Annotated in this window: 12 protein-coding genes and 2 riboswitches; of the genes, 6 read left to right on the top strand and 6 right to left on the bottom strand. The window is 74.0% G+C overall.

Translation table 11 applies throughout. The features are described from left to right. Positions 1–3: 3 nt before the first annotated feature. Genes ACFPZN_RS42705 through ACFPZN_RS42715 form a run of 3 tightly spaced genes read right to left on the bottom strand, consistent with a single transcriptional unit; the run spans position 4 to position 2833 of the window. A complete protein-coding gene (locus ACFPZN_RS42705; protein WP_378288321.1) occupies positions 4–810 on the bottom strand; it encodes an ABC transporter ATP-binding protein in 807 nt (268 codons plus the stop codon). Next, on the bottom strand, positions 780–1868 hold the full coding sequence (locus ACFPZN_RS42710; protein WP_378288322.1) for a FecCD family ABC transporter permease: 1089 nt from the start codon (positions 1866–1868) through the stop codon (positions 780–782). Before ACFPZN_RS42710 ends, ACFPZN_RS42705 begins: the two co-directional genes overlap by 31 nt. After that, entirely contained in the window at positions 1865–2833 is a 969-nt protein-coding gene (locus ACFPZN_RS42715; protein WP_464042028.1) for an ABC transporter substrate-binding protein, read from the bottom strand. The genes ACFPZN_RS42710 and ACFPZN_RS42715 overlap by 4 nt, the downstream gene beginning before the upstream one ends. An 84-nt stretch (positions 2834–2917) precedes the next feature. Further along, a riboswitch (cobalamin riboswitch) is annotated at positions 2918–3116 on the bottom strand. 61 nt (positions 3117–3177) lie between these two features. Next, positions 3178–3350: riboswitch (cobalamin riboswitch) on the top strand. A 44-nt stretch (positions 3351–3394) separates the two neighbouring features. Between ACFPZN_RS42715 and ACFPZN_RS42720 the strand changes: the two genes are divergently transcribed. The 4 genes from ACFPZN_RS42720 to ACFPZN_RS42735 are packed head-to-tail and all read left to right on the top strand — an operon-like array spanning position 3395 to position 8258. Beyond that, positions 3395–4960 carry an ABC transporter substrate-binding protein gene (locus tag ACFPZN_RS42720; RefSeq protein WP_378288324.1) on the top strand — a complete coding sequence of 522 codons (1566 nt, stop codon included), beginning with the start codon at positions 3395–3397 and terminating at the stop codon, positions 4958–4960. A gap of 1 nt (position 4961) precedes the next feature. Next, complete coding sequence (locus ACFPZN_RS42725) at positions 4962–5900, top strand: ABC transporter permease (RefSeq protein ID WP_378288325.1); 939 nt, start codon at positions 4962–4964, stop codon at positions 5898–5900. A gap of 4 nt (positions 5901–5904) precedes the next feature. Then, positions 5905–6714: an ABC transporter permease gene (locus tag ACFPZN_RS42730; RefSeq protein WP_378288326.1), complete on the top strand. Its 810-nt coding sequence runs from the start codon at positions 5905–5907 to the stop codon at positions 6712–6714. After that, positions 6711–8258: an ABC transporter ATP-binding protein gene (locus ACFPZN_RS42735; protein WP_378288327.1), complete on the top strand. Its 1548-nt coding sequence runs from the start codon at positions 6711–6713 to the stop codon at positions 8256–8258. The genes ACFPZN_RS42730 and ACFPZN_RS42735 overlap by 4 nt, the downstream gene beginning before the upstream one ends. Positions 8259–8353: 95 nt before the next feature. On the opposite strand, the gene ACFPZN_RS42740 is transcribed toward ACFPZN_RS42735, so the two are convergent. Further along, a complete protein-coding gene (locus tag ACFPZN_RS42740; protein ID WP_378288328.1) occupies positions 8354–8962 on the bottom strand; it encodes a superoxide dismutase in 609 nt (202 codons plus the stop codon). A 103-nt stretch (positions 8963–9065) separates the two neighbouring features. After that, positions 9066–9971 carry a LysR family transcriptional regulator gene (locus ACFPZN_RS42745; RefSeq protein ID WP_378288329.1) on the bottom strand — a complete coding sequence of 302 codons (906 nt, stop codon included), beginning with the start codon at positions 9969–9971 and terminating at the stop codon, positions 9066–9068. 214 nt (positions 9972–10185) lie between these two features. On the opposite strand from ACFPZN_RS42745, the gene ACFPZN_RS42750 reads away from it, so the two are divergent. Beyond that, on the top strand, positions 10186–10971 hold the full coding sequence (locus ACFPZN_RS42750) for a PaaI family thioesterase (protein WP_378288330.1): 786 nt from the start codon (positions 10186–10188) through the stop codon (positions 10969–10971). Between the two features lie 270 nt (positions 10972–11241). Then, on the top strand, positions 11242–12549 hold the full coding sequence (locus ACFPZN_RS42755; protein ID WP_378288331.1) for a vanadium-dependent haloperoxidase: 1308 nt from the start codon (positions 11242–11244) through the stop codon (positions 12547–12549). A 27-nt stretch (positions 12550–12576) separates the two neighbouring features. On the opposite strand, the gene ACFPZN_RS42760 is transcribed toward ACFPZN_RS42755, so the two are convergent. Next, positions 12577–13623: an LLM class flavin-dependent oxidoreductase gene (locus ACFPZN_RS42760; protein ID WP_378288332.1), complete on the bottom strand. Its 1047-nt coding sequence runs from the start codon at positions 13621–13623 to the stop codon at positions 12577–12579. Position 13624 lies beyond the last annotated feature (1 nt).

Below are 13624 nucleotides of genomic sequence, written 5' to 3' on the forward strand. Positions count from 1 at the left end.
GCTTCAGGGGAGGACGGTGATCTGGGGGGCGCCGGTGCGGGGATGCGCGTGCACCTCCGCCTCGACCCGGTAGACCTCGGCCAGCAGGCCGGGGGTGAGGATGTCGGCGGGCGGCCCGGCCGCGACCAGGCGTCCGCCGTGCAGGACGTGGAGCCGGTCGCAGAAGGCGGCGGCGAGGTTGAGGTCGTGCAGCGCGATGACCGCGGTGACGCCGAGGCGGCGGACGAGGTGGAGCGCGTCGATCTGGTGCCGCAGGTCCAGGTGGTTGGTCGGCTCGTCGAGGACGAGGGTCCCGGTGCGCTGGGCGAGGGCGCGGGCGATGAGGACGCGCTGCTTCTCGCCGCCCGACAGCCGCTCGAAGGGCGCGTCCACCAGGTGCGCGGCCTCCAGTTCGGCCAGCGAGCCGGTGATGATGTCGCGGTCGCCGGCGTCATCTCCCTGGAAGGCGCGTTTGTGCGGGGAGCGGCCCATCGCCACGACGTCGTACACCGTCAGCTCGAAGTCGCCGGGGGCTTCTTGCAGGACGGCGGCCAGGCGCCTGGCCAGGTGCTTGCCGGGCATCCGCCAGATGTCGTCGCCGTCCAGGAGGACCCGGCCCGAGGTGGGGCGCAGCGCGCGGTAGAAGGTGCGCAGCAGCGTGCTCTTCCCCGCGCCGTTGGGCCCGACGAGCGCGACGACCTCTCCCGGCGCCACGTCGAGGGAGACCGCGTCCACCAGTGTCCGCCCGCCGGCGACGACCGACACCTCCTCGGCCCGCAGGCGGGACGGTCCGGGGCCGTTCACCGTGCCGCCCTCCGTCTCATCAGCCAAAGGAAGAAGGGGCCGCCGACCAGGGCGGTGAGGATGCCGACCGGGATCTCCTCGGGGGCGGCCAGGGTCCGCGCGGCCAGGTCGGCGGCGATCAGGAAGGCCGCGCCCAGCAGCGCGGCGGCGGGCAGGGCGCGGCGGTGGTCGGCGCCGACCAGCAACCGCACCACGTGCGGCATGATCAGGCCGACGAAACCGATCGAGCCGCTGACCGCCACCATCGTCCCGATCATGAGGGCGACCAGCACGAACAGCGCCGCGCGGAAGCGGTGCACGTCCAGGCCCAGGGCGGCGGCGGCCTCCTCCCCGGCCAGCAGCAGGTTCAGCGGGCGCGACAGCCCGACCAGGACCGCCGTGCCCGCCAGGACCACGGTCGCGGGGATCCACAGCACCGTCCACGTGGTGCCGGCCAGCCCGCCGAGCATCCAGCGCAGCGCGGACTCGGCGGCGCGCGGATCGTCTGAGGTGATGACCAGGTAGCTGGCGACGGCGTACAGCACCTCGGCGGTGGCCACGCCCGCCAGCACCAGGCGCACCGTGGTCATCCGGCCCCCGGACCGGGCCAGCGAATACACCAGGATCAGCGCGAGCAGGGCCCCGCCGAAGGCGGCCAGCGGCAGCGAGAACATCCCGAACCAGGTCAGGTGGAACACCACCACGAGCACCGCGCCGACCGTGGCACCGGAGGAGACCCCCAGCAGCATCGGGTCGGCCAGCGGATTGCGCACCAGGGCCTGCAGCGCCGTCCCGCACACCGACAGCCCGGCGCCGACCACGCCGCACAGCAGCACCCGGGGCAGCCGCACGTCCAGCACGATCGTCTCGCGGACCGGCGACCAGACCGGCTCGGCCAGCACCGGATGCAGCCGGTGCAGCAGGATCCCCCAGACCTGTCCGGGCGGCACCCGCACCGACCCGGCCGCGATCCCCGCCGTGGCCGCGACCAGCACCAGCGCCGCCAGCAGCGCCAGCACCAGCGGAAACGGGACGCGGGCTCGGCGTCGCACGGCCGCCGTGCCCGCAACGCTCCCGGTCGCGGGCCGGTCGGCGACGCCGGTCACGCGAAGCGGTCCGGGTGCAGCTGCCGGGCCAGCGACTCGACCGCGGCCGCCACCCGCACACCGGTCACCGTGGACGACAGCGGCAGCACCGCGAACCGCCTGTTCCTGATCGCCGGGACGTCCTTGAGGGCCGGGTTGCTCAGCAGGAACCTCTTCTTGTCCTCGGCGGACCGGTCGCCGTAGTCGTAGATGAGCACGACCTCGGGCGCCCGCTCGGCGAACTGCTCGAAGGAGACGTCGCCGTACGCCTTCTTCACGTCGGAGAACAGGTTGGCGCCGCCCGCCAGCCGGATCATCTCGTCGCCGATCCCCGCCCCGCCCGCGGTGAACACGGTCTTGTCGCCGCTGTCGTAGACCGCGACCTTGACCGGGGCCGCGCCCGACAGCCTGCCCTCGACCCCCGACAGGACGGTGCGCAGCGAGGCGATCCGCCGCTCGGCCCGGTCCGGCACGCCGAAGATCCTGGCGACGGTCCGGATCTCCTCCTCGACCGTGGCCGTGGTCACCGGCCCCTTGGGGCACTCCTCGATGTTGAGATGGGTGTCGATCCCGGCCTTCTTCAGGACCGCGCGGCCCCGGCCCTCCTTCTCCTCGAACGTGCTCGCCCACCCGCCGTAGACGAAATCGGGCTCGGCCGACAGCAGCGCCTCGAACGAGGGGTACTCCTCAGAGATCACCTTCACCCGGTCGTAGGCGGCCTGGAACTCCGGTAGAACCTTGTCGTCGAGGTAGCCGGTGCCGACCATCGACTTCTCCAGCCCGAGTGCCAGCATCACCTCGGTCGCGTGCTGGTTCAGCGACACCGCCCGCTGCGGAGGCCGCTGATAGGTCGTCGTCACCCCGCAGTTGGCCACCGTGACCGGGAAACCGGACGGCACCGCGCCGCCCCGGGCGCCGCCGGCGCGCTCCGTACCGCCGCCGCACCCCGCCACCAGCAGCACCGCGCACAGCAGCGATGCCAGCACCGGTGGCACCCGGCACGCTGCCGGGCCTGACGAGCCCATGGGCATGTCGCCCTCTCCTCTCTGGGGAGATCCGCCCCAGGTCCTTCGAGGAGGCGACCGCGTGAGTCTCCTGGCTCTCGGGTCGAAGCTCGTCCCGGCCTTCCCACCCGCGGGCGCGGGCAGTGGCGTGGTTCGGGATCCGCTCGCCGATCACAGTGGCGGGACCGCGCCGGATTCGCACCGGCTTCCTCGTTCCGCCGTCGCCTACACCGCACATGGTGGCACATGCGGCACCTGCACAACAGTCGCAATAACGACAAGTACCGGAACCGCCGCGGGGACCCTCTCCACGGCACCGATTGGCGCGACTGGTCTAATGTCAGCGCAAAGGCGACGGGGACCAGGAAGCCGGTGTGATTCCGGCGCGGTCCCGCCACTGTGACCGGGGAGCGAACCCCCTCGCACGCCACTGCCCGCGTGAGCGGGTGGGAAGGCCGGGGGCCAGCGACGATCCGGGAGCCAGGAGACTGACCCGTCGCCGGTCCGCCGGAAGGGGGCGAGGACACCCCCGGGAAGGATCCGATGAACGGTCATGCCCCTGAACGGGCCGGCGAAGGGCGAGGGGGGCGGGCGGTCGGCAGGCGCACCCTGCTGGCCGGGAGCGGAGCGGCGCTCCTGTCCCCCGCGCTGCTCACCGGCTGCGGCGGGAACGGCGACGGCGGCGGCACGAACCGCTTCCGCGCCGCGTTCGCGGCCGGCGGTTCGCAGGAGACCCTCGATCCCCACGTCGCGCCCAACTTCGTCGACCAGGTCCGGGCGAAGGCGCTGTTCGACACGCTCGGCACCTACAACGACGACATGTCGGTCCGTGAGCGCCTGGCCGAGTCCTGGGAGAGCGATGCCTCGGGAACGCGCTGGCACATCCGGCTGAGGCGGGCGCGGTTCCACGACGGCCGTCCCGTCACCGCCAGGGACGTGCTCTACAGCTACCGGCGGGCGGCCGCCCCGGAGACCGGTTCGCCCTCCCAGCAACTGCTGTCGGCGATCGACTTCGGTGCCAGCCGCGCTACCGGGGAACGCACGCTGACGCTGGCGCTCGAGCGGCCCGACTTCACGTTCCCCACGGCGTTCGCCGGCCCCGGCACGGAGATCGTCCCGGAGGGCGCCACCGGCTTCCGCGCACCGGTCGGCTCGGGTCCCTTCCGGTACGTCTCGTTCACTCCGGGCGGGCCCGCGCTGTTCAGGCGCTGGGAGGGGCACTGGGCGGGCGCGCCGTCCATCGCCGAGCTGGAGATCGTGCCCGCCAACGAGGAGTCCACGCGGGTCAACGCGCTGCTGTCCGGGCAGGTGCAGTACGCGGCGGACCTGTCGGGGGCCTCGGTGAACCGCCTGAATGGACGGCGGTCGACGCGTCTGCTGACCGTTCCGCGGGCCACGGCGCAGCAGATCCTGCTGCGCACCGAGCGCGCCCCCTTCTCCGATCCCCGGCTGGTCCAGGCCGTGGCGCTGGGCATCGACCGGGAGGCGCTCGTACGGATCGCGCTGGCCGGTCACGGCGAAGTCGGCAACGACCTGTTCGGGAAGGGTCTGCGCGGCTATCCGCCCGACCTCCCCCAGCGCGCACGCGATGTGGATCGCGCCAGGGAACTCGTGCGCGAGGCGGGCGCGGAGGGCCTGGCCGTCACGCTGGAGACCAGCGCGGTCGACGCGGCGTGGGAGCCTGCGGCCAGCCTGATCGCCCGGCAGCTCGGCGAGGTCGGATTGCGGATCACGCCGCGCGCGCTCGCCGCCACCACCTACTTCAGCGAGATCAAGAAGCGCGGTGTGGCGGCGTTCAACACCACCTCGACGCTGCCGCTCTCCGACTTCCTGGAGCAGCGCATGCGCGGCGGGGCCGCGCGGAACATGACCGGGTTCCGTTCCGGACGCTTCGACGACCTCCTCGAACGGGCGCGCACCACCCGCGACGAGAAGCGGCGGCAGGACCTGCTCGCCCGGGCCCAGCGGATCGCCCGGGACGAGTCCGGCCTGCTGGTGTGGGCGTTCTCCGACGCCAACGACGCGATCTCCGCGTCGGTGCGCGGGCTGCGCGCGGCCCCGCCCAACTCCGGCGACTGGGCCCGGTTCGACCGGGTCGCCCTCGGCTGAGGTGCGCCGCTACGCCGCCGGCAGGTGCCTGCTCGCGGTGGCGCAGTGCCTGGCGGTGCTGGTCGCGGTCTTCGCGCTCGGCACGCTGCTGCCGGGTGACACCGCCGACGTCCTGCGGGGCGAGCACGGCACGCCGGAGCAGGTCGCCGCGCTCCGCGAGGGGCTCGGACTGGACGAGCCCGCCTGGCAGCGGTTCGGGCAGTGGCTGGGCGCGCTGTTCGCCGGCGACCCGGGCAGGTCTCTGATGACCGGCGTCCCGGTGAAGGAGGAGATCGGGCGCCGCGTGCTGGACTCGGCGGTGCTGGGCCTGCCGGCGCTGGCCGCCGTGATCGTGCTGGCGCCGCTGCTGGGCGTCGTCACGGGCCTGCGCGAGGGCACGCGGCTCGACCGGGTGCTCAACGCGGTCGCGGTGCTGCTGCATTCGGTGCCGGAGTTCGTCCTGGGACTGCTGCTGGTCGCCTCGTTCTCCCTGGCCGCGGGGCTGCTGCCCGCCACCGCCGTCGGGCTGGAGGGGGCGGCGCTGCTCGCGCACCCTTCCGTGCTGGTGCTGCCGGTGACGGTGCTCGCCGCCCGCCACCTGTGCGACCTGGCGCGGCAGATACGCGCCGGGATCGCCGCCCAGCGGGACGGGCCCGTGGCCGAGCACCTGAGGCTGCTGGGCCAGCGCGAGCGGACCGTGGTGCTGCGCCATGTGGTCCCCAACGCGCTCGGCCCGGCCGTCCAGCAGTTCGCCCGCTGCGTGGAGGGGCTGCTGGGCGGGGCCCTGCTGGTGGAGTCCCTGTTCGGCGTCCAGGGCTTGGGGACCGGCTTCGTCGAGGCCGTGCAGAACCGGGACGCGCCGCTGGTGCAGACCTACGCGCTGCTGTTCGCCGGGACCGCGGTCGCGGTTCACCTGGCGGCCGATCTGGTGTCCACCGGCTGGCGCCGCGCAGGGAGGTGACGGCATGACCGCCCGCCTCCGGGGCGTGCTGGAAGGGGTGCTGCTGGGGTTCCCGATCCTGGTGGCGCTGGCCGGGCCGCTGGTGGCGGGCCCGGTGGACGCGCCCCTGTCCGGCGCCGCGGCTTCGCCCTCCCTTCCGCCCGGCGGGGGCCATCCGCTGGGCACCGACGTGCTGGGGCGGGACATGCTGGCCTTGGTGCTGCGCGGCGGGGTCTCCGTGCTGGGCACCACGGCGGGGGCGCTGCTGCTCGGTTACACCGCCGGGGTCCTGCTCGGCCTGCTGGCCGCCGGGTCGCGCCGGCCGGTGGACGAGGCCGTCATGCGCACCCTCGACCTGCTGCTGGCCTTCCCGGGCCTGCTGCTCCTGGTCACCCTGGCCGCCACCGACCGCAGGCAGTGGTACTGGCTGGTCGCCGCGGCCGGCCTGCTGCAGATCCCGCCCATCGCGCGGCTGGTACGGGGAGCGGCCCTGGCGCCCGCGTCCCGCACGACCGTGGAGGCACTGCGCATGCAAGGGCATCGCTGGGCCTACATCCACCTGCGCCACCTGGCCCGCGAGGTCGCCGCTCCGATCGCGACCGACGCAGGCACGCGCTTCTCGGTGGTGCTCTACCTGCTGGCCTCCGCGAACTTCCTCGGCCTCGGGCTGCCCTCGTCCTCGCCGGACTGGGCCGTGCTCATCGAACGCAACAGCGACGCGATCTTCGCCCAGCCCGCCGCCGTGCTCGTTCCGGCCGCACTGCTGATGTCCCTGTGCGTGGGCGGCAACCTGCTCGTCGACCACGCCCTGGCCCGCAGGAGGCTCATCCCGTGACCGGCACTCCGCTGCTGCGGATCGAGCGCCTGTCGGCGCGCGTCCACGGCACAGACCTCCGGCTGCTGCAGGACATCGACCTGACCGTGTCCGCGGGCTCCGTCGTCGCGGTCGTCGGCCCGTCCGGCAGCGGAAAGACCACCCTGGGACTGGCGGCGCTCGCCGCCGCCCGCGCAGGCATACGGCTGGACGGCCAGGTACTGCTGGAGGGCACCGACCTGCTGCCTCTCCCCGAGCCCCGCCGCCGGGCCCTGAGAGCCGGCACCGCGGGCCACCTTCCCCAGCACCCGGAAATCGTGCTCGACCCGATCCGGCGCATAGGAAGCACTCTCGGCGAACTCGCCGCGCTCCAGCACCGCGCGCGGCCGGCCCGCGCGGCGGCCGTGGACGCGGCGCTGGCAAGCGCGGGACTGCCGGAGCCGGCGCTCGCCCGCCGGCTGCCCCACCAACTGTCCGGCGGACAGCAGCAGCGCGCGGCCCTGGCCTCCGCCCTGGTCACCGGCGCCCGTCTCCTGGTCCTGGACGAACCCACCAGCGGCCTCGACCCCATCACCGCCACCGCCCTCGGCCACCGCCTGCGCGCCCTGGTCGCCGGCGGCACCGGCATCCTGCTGCTCAGCCACGACCTGCCGTTCACGCGGATGCTGGCCGCGCAGGTGGCGGTGCTGGAACAAGGCCGCATCGTGCGGCAGGGCCCGGCGGCACAGGTGCTGGGCGGACCACGCGCCACGGCAGCCCACGGCATGCCGAACGCCGGGGCCGAGCCGGCGGCGGCTCGTGGCGACGGCGTCCAGGCGATCGCCGTGGCCGTACGCCGCCGTACCGGGACGTCCCCGTTGCCGGGACCGGTGACGATGTCGTTCCCGCCCGGCAGCAGGACCGCGCTGATCGGCCCGTCCGGCGCGGGCAAGACCACCTTCGGCCGCCTCCTCGCCGGACTCGTCCCGTCCGGCTCGGGGCGCCTCGCGCACAACGGCGTCCGGCTGCCGGCCCGGATCCAGCGCCGGAATCCCGCCCAGCGCAGGACCGTCCAGTACGTCCATCAGAACAGTGCGGACTCCTTCGAAGGGCACCGGCCGCTGCTCGGGCAGATCGCCGCCGCCGGACGGCTGCTGCGCGGCATGAGCGCGCAGGACGCCGAAGCCGAGGCGCACGTGATCGCGACGCGGCTCGGTCTCGACGACGACCAGCTCGCCAGGACTCCGGGCCGGCTGTCCGGCGGCCAGCTCCAACGCTGCGCACTGGTCAGGGCGTTGATGGCCCGGCCCGCACTGCTGGTGTGCGACGAGGCGACGTCGGCGCTGGACGCCCTGGCCCGCGAACGGGTCCTCGGCGCACTGCCGGACCTGCTCGCCCCGTCCGCGACGGCGCTGCTGTTCATCACCCACGACCTCGCCGCGGTCAGGGAGATCGCGCACACGGTCGCCGTCTTCGACGCCGGGCGCTGCGTCCAGCACGCTCCCACGGCCGAGTTCTTCCGGTCGCCCGCCCCGGGAGCGCCCACCCTGCTCGTCCGGTCCGCGAATGCGCACAGCGACGCCTGAGGCCGTTCGGAAGGTGCAGAATACGAGGCGACGCCCACCGGACCGAGGGAATATGTTCTGAGCATGATCCGTAGTCCGGTGGGCGCCGCGGCTTGTCAGGCCGCCGCCGTGCTCCTGGCGGCGGCGAGGCGGGCGGCGACGTCGTTCCAGTTCACCAGGTCCCACAACTTCTCGACGTAGTCCGGCCGGACGTTGCGGTACTGCAGGTAGTAGGCGTGCTCCCAGGCGTCGAACACCAGCAGCGGGGTCGCCCCGATGCCGACGTTCCCGTGGTGGTCGTACACCTGCTGGACGATCAGGCGCCGCCCGAGCGGTTCCCAGCCCAGCACGCCCCAGCCCGAGCCCTGCACGGTGGCGGTGGCCGAGGTGAGCTGCTTCCTGAAGCCCTCGAACGAGCCGAAGTGCTCGTTGATCGCGGCCGCCAGGTCGCCGTCGGGCCGGTCGCCGCCGTCGGGGGACAGGTTGTCCCAGAATATGGTGTGCAGCACGTGGCCGGACAGGTTGAACGCCAGGGTCTTCTCCAGGCCGACCAGCCCGCCGAGCTGGTCCTTGTCGCGCGCCTCCTCCAGCTTCTCCAGCGTGTCGTTGGCGCCCTTGACGTAGGCGGCGTGGTGCTTGGAGTGGTGCAGCTCCAGGATCTCCCCCGTGATGGCGGGCTCCAGGGCGGCGTAGTCGTAAGGAAGGTCGGGCAGCGAGTACGTCATGCCGCCACTATTGCAAACTTCTCGCAACTGCATCAAGGATGCGACGATGCCGCCGTGGCAGCGCCCCTCGCCTCCGCCGGGCGCCGGGACCTCTCGTGAGTTGTCAGGCGCGGAGGCGGTCGTTCGCGTCGGGCAGGCAGCGCAGGAAGGACTCCACGAGCGGGCCCGGATCGGCGTTCCAGACCGCGTACAGGTCCAGCAGCGGGACGGGGTCGTACAGGCGGACCGTGGTGGTGCCGGGCCCTCCGGGGGCCGCCTGAGCGAAGCCGCCGCGGAGCGCGGAGGCGAAGCCGACCAGCGGCTTGACGGCGGCGATGATCGCGGTGGCGCCCGGGTCGTCGACCTCCTCGGCCACGTTCAGCCGGATGCCGCTGGCGCGCGCGGCGGAGAAGATCGCGTCGTACATCGCCGACGACTGGGCCCGGTGGAACAGGATGCAGCTCTCCCCCGCCAGTTCCTCGAACGGCACCCCGTCCCGGCCCGCCCAGCGGTGTTCCAGGCCCACCACCGCCACCAGCGGGACCCGCAGCAGGCGGCGGCTGCGCAGGCCGTTCGAGGCGGGCTCGCCGTAGACCATGGCGACGTCCAGGCGGCCGTCCTGGAGCGCGGCCAGCTGCGGTCCCGTGCGCATCTCGGCCATGACCACGTCGACCTCGCGGTGGCGGGCGTCGAAGCGGGCCAGCGTGCCGGGCAGCACCCGGCGGCCCGCCGGGAAGTTGTACCCCACCCTGATCGTGCCCGCGCGGCCCGCCGCGGCGGCCCGCGCCGCCTCCTCGGCCCGCTGGACGCGCTCCACGATGTCGCCGGCCAGCTCGCGGAAGACCACGCCCGCCGGGGTCAGCCGGACCTCGCGCGAGTTCCTGGAGACCAGTTCCACCCCGACCGAGCGTTCCAGCTGCCGCAGGTGCTGGCTGAGGGACGGCTGCGCCAGGTGGAGGCGCGCCGCGGCCCGGCCGAAGTGCAGCTCGTCGGCGATGGCGAGGAACGATCTGACATGGCGCAGTTCCACGCGGGCGACGCTAACCTGGGCGGGCGAGCACCCGGTGAACGGTCCGGAACCCCGGTATGACGCGTGACACCCCTGCCGCCCCTCGCCCGCGGGCCCCGCATCAGGGGAGAATACTATTCTCCTAACGAGCAAGTGAGATTTCGCCGCCGCGGGCGGCCCGCGCCCGGCCGGCCCGCCGGGCGTGCCCGCGGCGCGAGCGCGAAGGGATGTCGCAGTGAGCGTCAACGCCGACCAGGAAACCGACCAGGAAAGCCGACGGCACATCCTCCGGGAACTCGGCCTCACGACCCGGCAGGTCGGCGAGGAGCTGCACGGCTCCGCCGTGATCACCCCCCACATGCACGTGCCCGGCACCCCGCACCTGCGGACGTCGATCCTCGCCACGTGGGCCGACACCCTCACCGGCCTCCTGGCCGCGGGGACCATGGCCCCGCGGGTCCCGGTCACGATCGAGCTCGACGTCCACCTCTACCGGCCGGCGCCCTCCTCGGGGCGGGTCCTGGGGTTCGCCAGGACGATCAAGGCCGGTCGTTCGATCTTCGTCGCCGGGGTCGACTTCACCACCGAGGACGGAGAGCCGATCGCCATCGGCGCCGGATCGTTCATGCTCGCGCCCGACCCGTCCGTCCGGCTGCCGGGCCGGCTCAGCGTCGACATGCCGCCCCCGCAGGAGCTGCTCTCGGTCCCGCTGGCCGAGCGGGCCGACTGCCGCCGGACGGAGCCGGGAGTGGCGGTCCTCCAGCGCTCCGACGACGGGCTCAACGCCTCCAACACCGTCAACGGCGGGCTCATCGCCCTGGTCGCCGAAGAGGCGGTGCTGTCGCTGGCGCCGGGCGGCACGCTGTGCTCGCTCGGGCTGCGCTACCTGCAGCCCGTCCGCGTCGGGCCGGTCGTCGCCACCGCCGAGCTCAACGCGGGCCTCGGCCGGGTGAACCTCCGCGACTCGGGCAACGGCGACCGCCACTCGGTCGCCGCCAGCGCCAGGACCTTCGGAGCCTGACCCCGCGCCCGGCGCCGCCGCCGCGCGGCTTCCCGGTCACCAAGGGACCACCAAAAGGGGTATTTCCTACTTTTTCCATCTAGACAGTGGGGAATATCGGTGCAAGCATGATCACATGACTCCGGGATGCGATCTGGTGGCGCGGCGCCACGTGGATCTTCTGCGCGTGTGCAGCGCGTGCTGTCGGTAGCGACCGCGCACGGCCCCACCGCTCCCCCGTCACCGCCCTGTCGGGCGCCTGCCCCCGTGTGACCTGAGCAAGGAGTAGGCATGTCCTCGTCCAGCCCCCCGCACCCGGTGCGATCCGCCCTCCGAGCGGCTCGCCCTCGCAACGCCCGCCCGCCCCGTATTGTGCTGACCTCCGCCGCGGCACTGCTGGCCCTGTCCGCGACGCTGACCCCAGCGGCGAACGCCGAGGAGAGCACCGACGCGGCCCTGGAGTGGTACGACGCCACGGCCGAGACGATCGCCGCCGCCGGGGCGCCGACCCAGTCCACCAACAGCCGCACCTGGGCCATCGGCTGGCTGTCGGCCGCCCGCGCCCTGGGCTCGCCGCCCGCGGACGTGAACCGGCGCCACTTCCAGGACGCGGCGCTGGCGAGCGCCGTGCACGCCTCCCTGGTCGCCCTGGTGCCCGCCCGCGCCGCGGAACTGGACGCCGCCCTGAGCCGTACCCTGGGCCGGATCCCCGACGGCCCGGCGGAGGAGCGGGGCGTCGCGGCCGGACGGCAGCAGGCCCGCCAGGTGCTGGCGTCCCGTGAGGGCGACGGCCTGGACCCGGCCTCGGTCAACGAGGCCTTCCCCGTCCCCGAGCCCAAGCCCGGCATCTGGCAGCCGACGCCGCCCGCCTACGCCGCAGCGACGCAGGCGGGCAACCGGAAGGCGCGTCCCTTCCTCCTGGAGAAGGCCGACCGGTTCAGGCCGGGCCCGCCGCCCGCGCCCGGCTCCCGCCGCTACCGGTCCGACCTGGCCGAGGTGCGCGCCTACGGAGCGGCCGACAGCACCGTGCGGACGGCGCGGCAGACCGAGACCGCCGCCTTCTGGTTCGGTTCCTCGCTCACGCTCTACACCGAGCCGCTCCGCGTCGCGCTGGCGCGGTCGCAACGGCCGGTGGCGGCGCGGGCGTCGCTGGTCGCGCTCTTCCACGTGGCCCTGGTGGACACCCAGATCGCCACGTCCGACACCAAGTACGCCTACGTGAGCTGGCGTCCCGTCACCGCGATCCGGTCCGCCGGCTCCGACGGCGATCCCGCCACCTCGCCCGACCCGGACTGGACGCCGCTGCACGTCACGCCCGCGCACCCCGACTACCCGAGCGGGCACAACACCTACTCGGGCGCGGCCGAGGAGGTGCTGACCGCCCTCACCGGCCCGCGCACCGCGCCGTTCCCCCTCACCAGCCCCACCGCGCCCGGGGTCACGCGCACCTACACCGACTGGCGCACGCTGACGCTGGAGAACGTCGACGCGCGCGTCTGGTCGGGCATCCACACCCGTTACGCGGACGAGGTCGGCGTCACCCTCGGCCGCGACGTCGCCCGGCACACCCTCCGCAACGCCGGCGCCCTGTTCCGGTAGGGCCCGCGCACGGCCGAGCCGCGCCCCTCACACCGCGGTGTCCGCGTGGGAGGGGGGCGCGGGGTCGGTCGCGGGCCGCCAGCCCAGCTCGGGCGCGATCAGCGTGCGGACGTCGTGCAGGATCTGCTCGTAGTCGTGCGCCTCGAACTCGTAGGGCAGCTCGAGGCGCAACTCGGACACGGCCGCGACGGCGGCGTCGGCCCGCAGCCGCTCGACGATCTCCTCCGCCGGGCCGACCAGGTCGGGGGCGAACACGAACCGGTGCTCGCCCTGCGGCGCCAGGGTGCGCTCGTGCCGGCCCGCCGCGTAGGCCCGGTAGCGGTCCCGGGTGGCGGCGTCCGCGCCGTCGAACGGGACGATCACCCGGCCCAGCGCCACCCGCCCCGGCCGCCCGGGCGCGAGCAGCCGCCGGTACTCGGTGATCTGCGCGAGCTGCGCGGTCACGAAGTCGTCGGTGCCCTCCCCCCGGACGATGTTGCCGGTCAGCAGGTTCAGCCCGTGCTCGGCGGCCCAGCGGACCGAGCGCAGGCTGCCGCCGCCGTACCAGACGCGGTCCAGCAGGCCCGGGCTGTGCGGCTGCAGCCTGGGCCGCTGGACGTTGCCCGGCGAGTGGATCACGGTGTCCGGGCCGCCGAGGAACTCCCCGCGCAGATGCTCCAGCAGGCGGGCGATGCGCCCGTACGCCAGGTCGTAGCCGCGCCAGTCGCCGTCGTGGACCAGGTCGCCGAGCAGCTCGGCGTGCGGCATCCCGGTGCTGAACCCCGCCTGCAGGCGGCCGCGGGACAGCACGTCGGCGGTCGTGAGGTCCTCGCCCAGCCGGAACGGGTTCTCGTAGCCGATCGGGATCACCGCGGTGCCCAGCTCGAGGCGGCGGGTGCGCTGCCCGGCGGCGGCCAGGAACACCGCCGCCGAGGAGACGCCGTGCTCCAGGTGGCGCTGCCGGATCCAGGCGCCGTCGAAGCCCTCGTCCTCCCCGAACTCGAACAGCCGGAGGGTCGCCTCCAGCCCGGCGTACGGGTCGTCGTCGCGGTAGTTGCCCGGGCTCAGGAAGGACAGGGAACGGATCGCGTTCATG

It is taken from the genome of Actinomadura rugatobispora (assembly GCF_042656285.1).
In the GTDB taxonomy this organism is placed as follows: Bacteria; Actinomycetota; Actinomycetes; order Streptosporangiales; family Streptosporangiaceae; genus Spirillospora; species Spirillospora rugatobispora.

Bases quoted from the DNA above. Each gene is read 5' to 3' on its own strand.
- ACFPZN_RS42720 (WP_378288324.1), top strand. From the start codon at position 3,395: ATGAACGGTCATGCCCCTGAACGGGCCGGCGAAGGGCGAGGGGGGCGG.
- ACFPZN_RS42730 (WP_378288326.1), top strand. From the start codon at position 5,905: ATGACCGCCCGCCTCCGGGGCGTGCTGGAAGGGGTGCTGCTGGGGTTC.
- ACFPZN_RS42740 (WP_378288328.1), bottom strand. From the start codon at position 8,962: ATGACGTACTCGCTGCCCGACCTTCCTTACGACTACGCCGCCCTGGAG.
- ACFPZN_RS42755 (WP_378288331.1), top strand. From the start codon at position 11,242: ATGTCCTCGTCCAGCCCCCCGCACCCGGTGCGATCCGCCCTCCGAGCG.
- ACFPZN_RS42760 (WP_378288332.1), bottom strand. From the start codon at position 13,623: ATGAACGCGATCCGTTCCCTGTCCTTCCTGAGCCCGGGCAACTACCGC.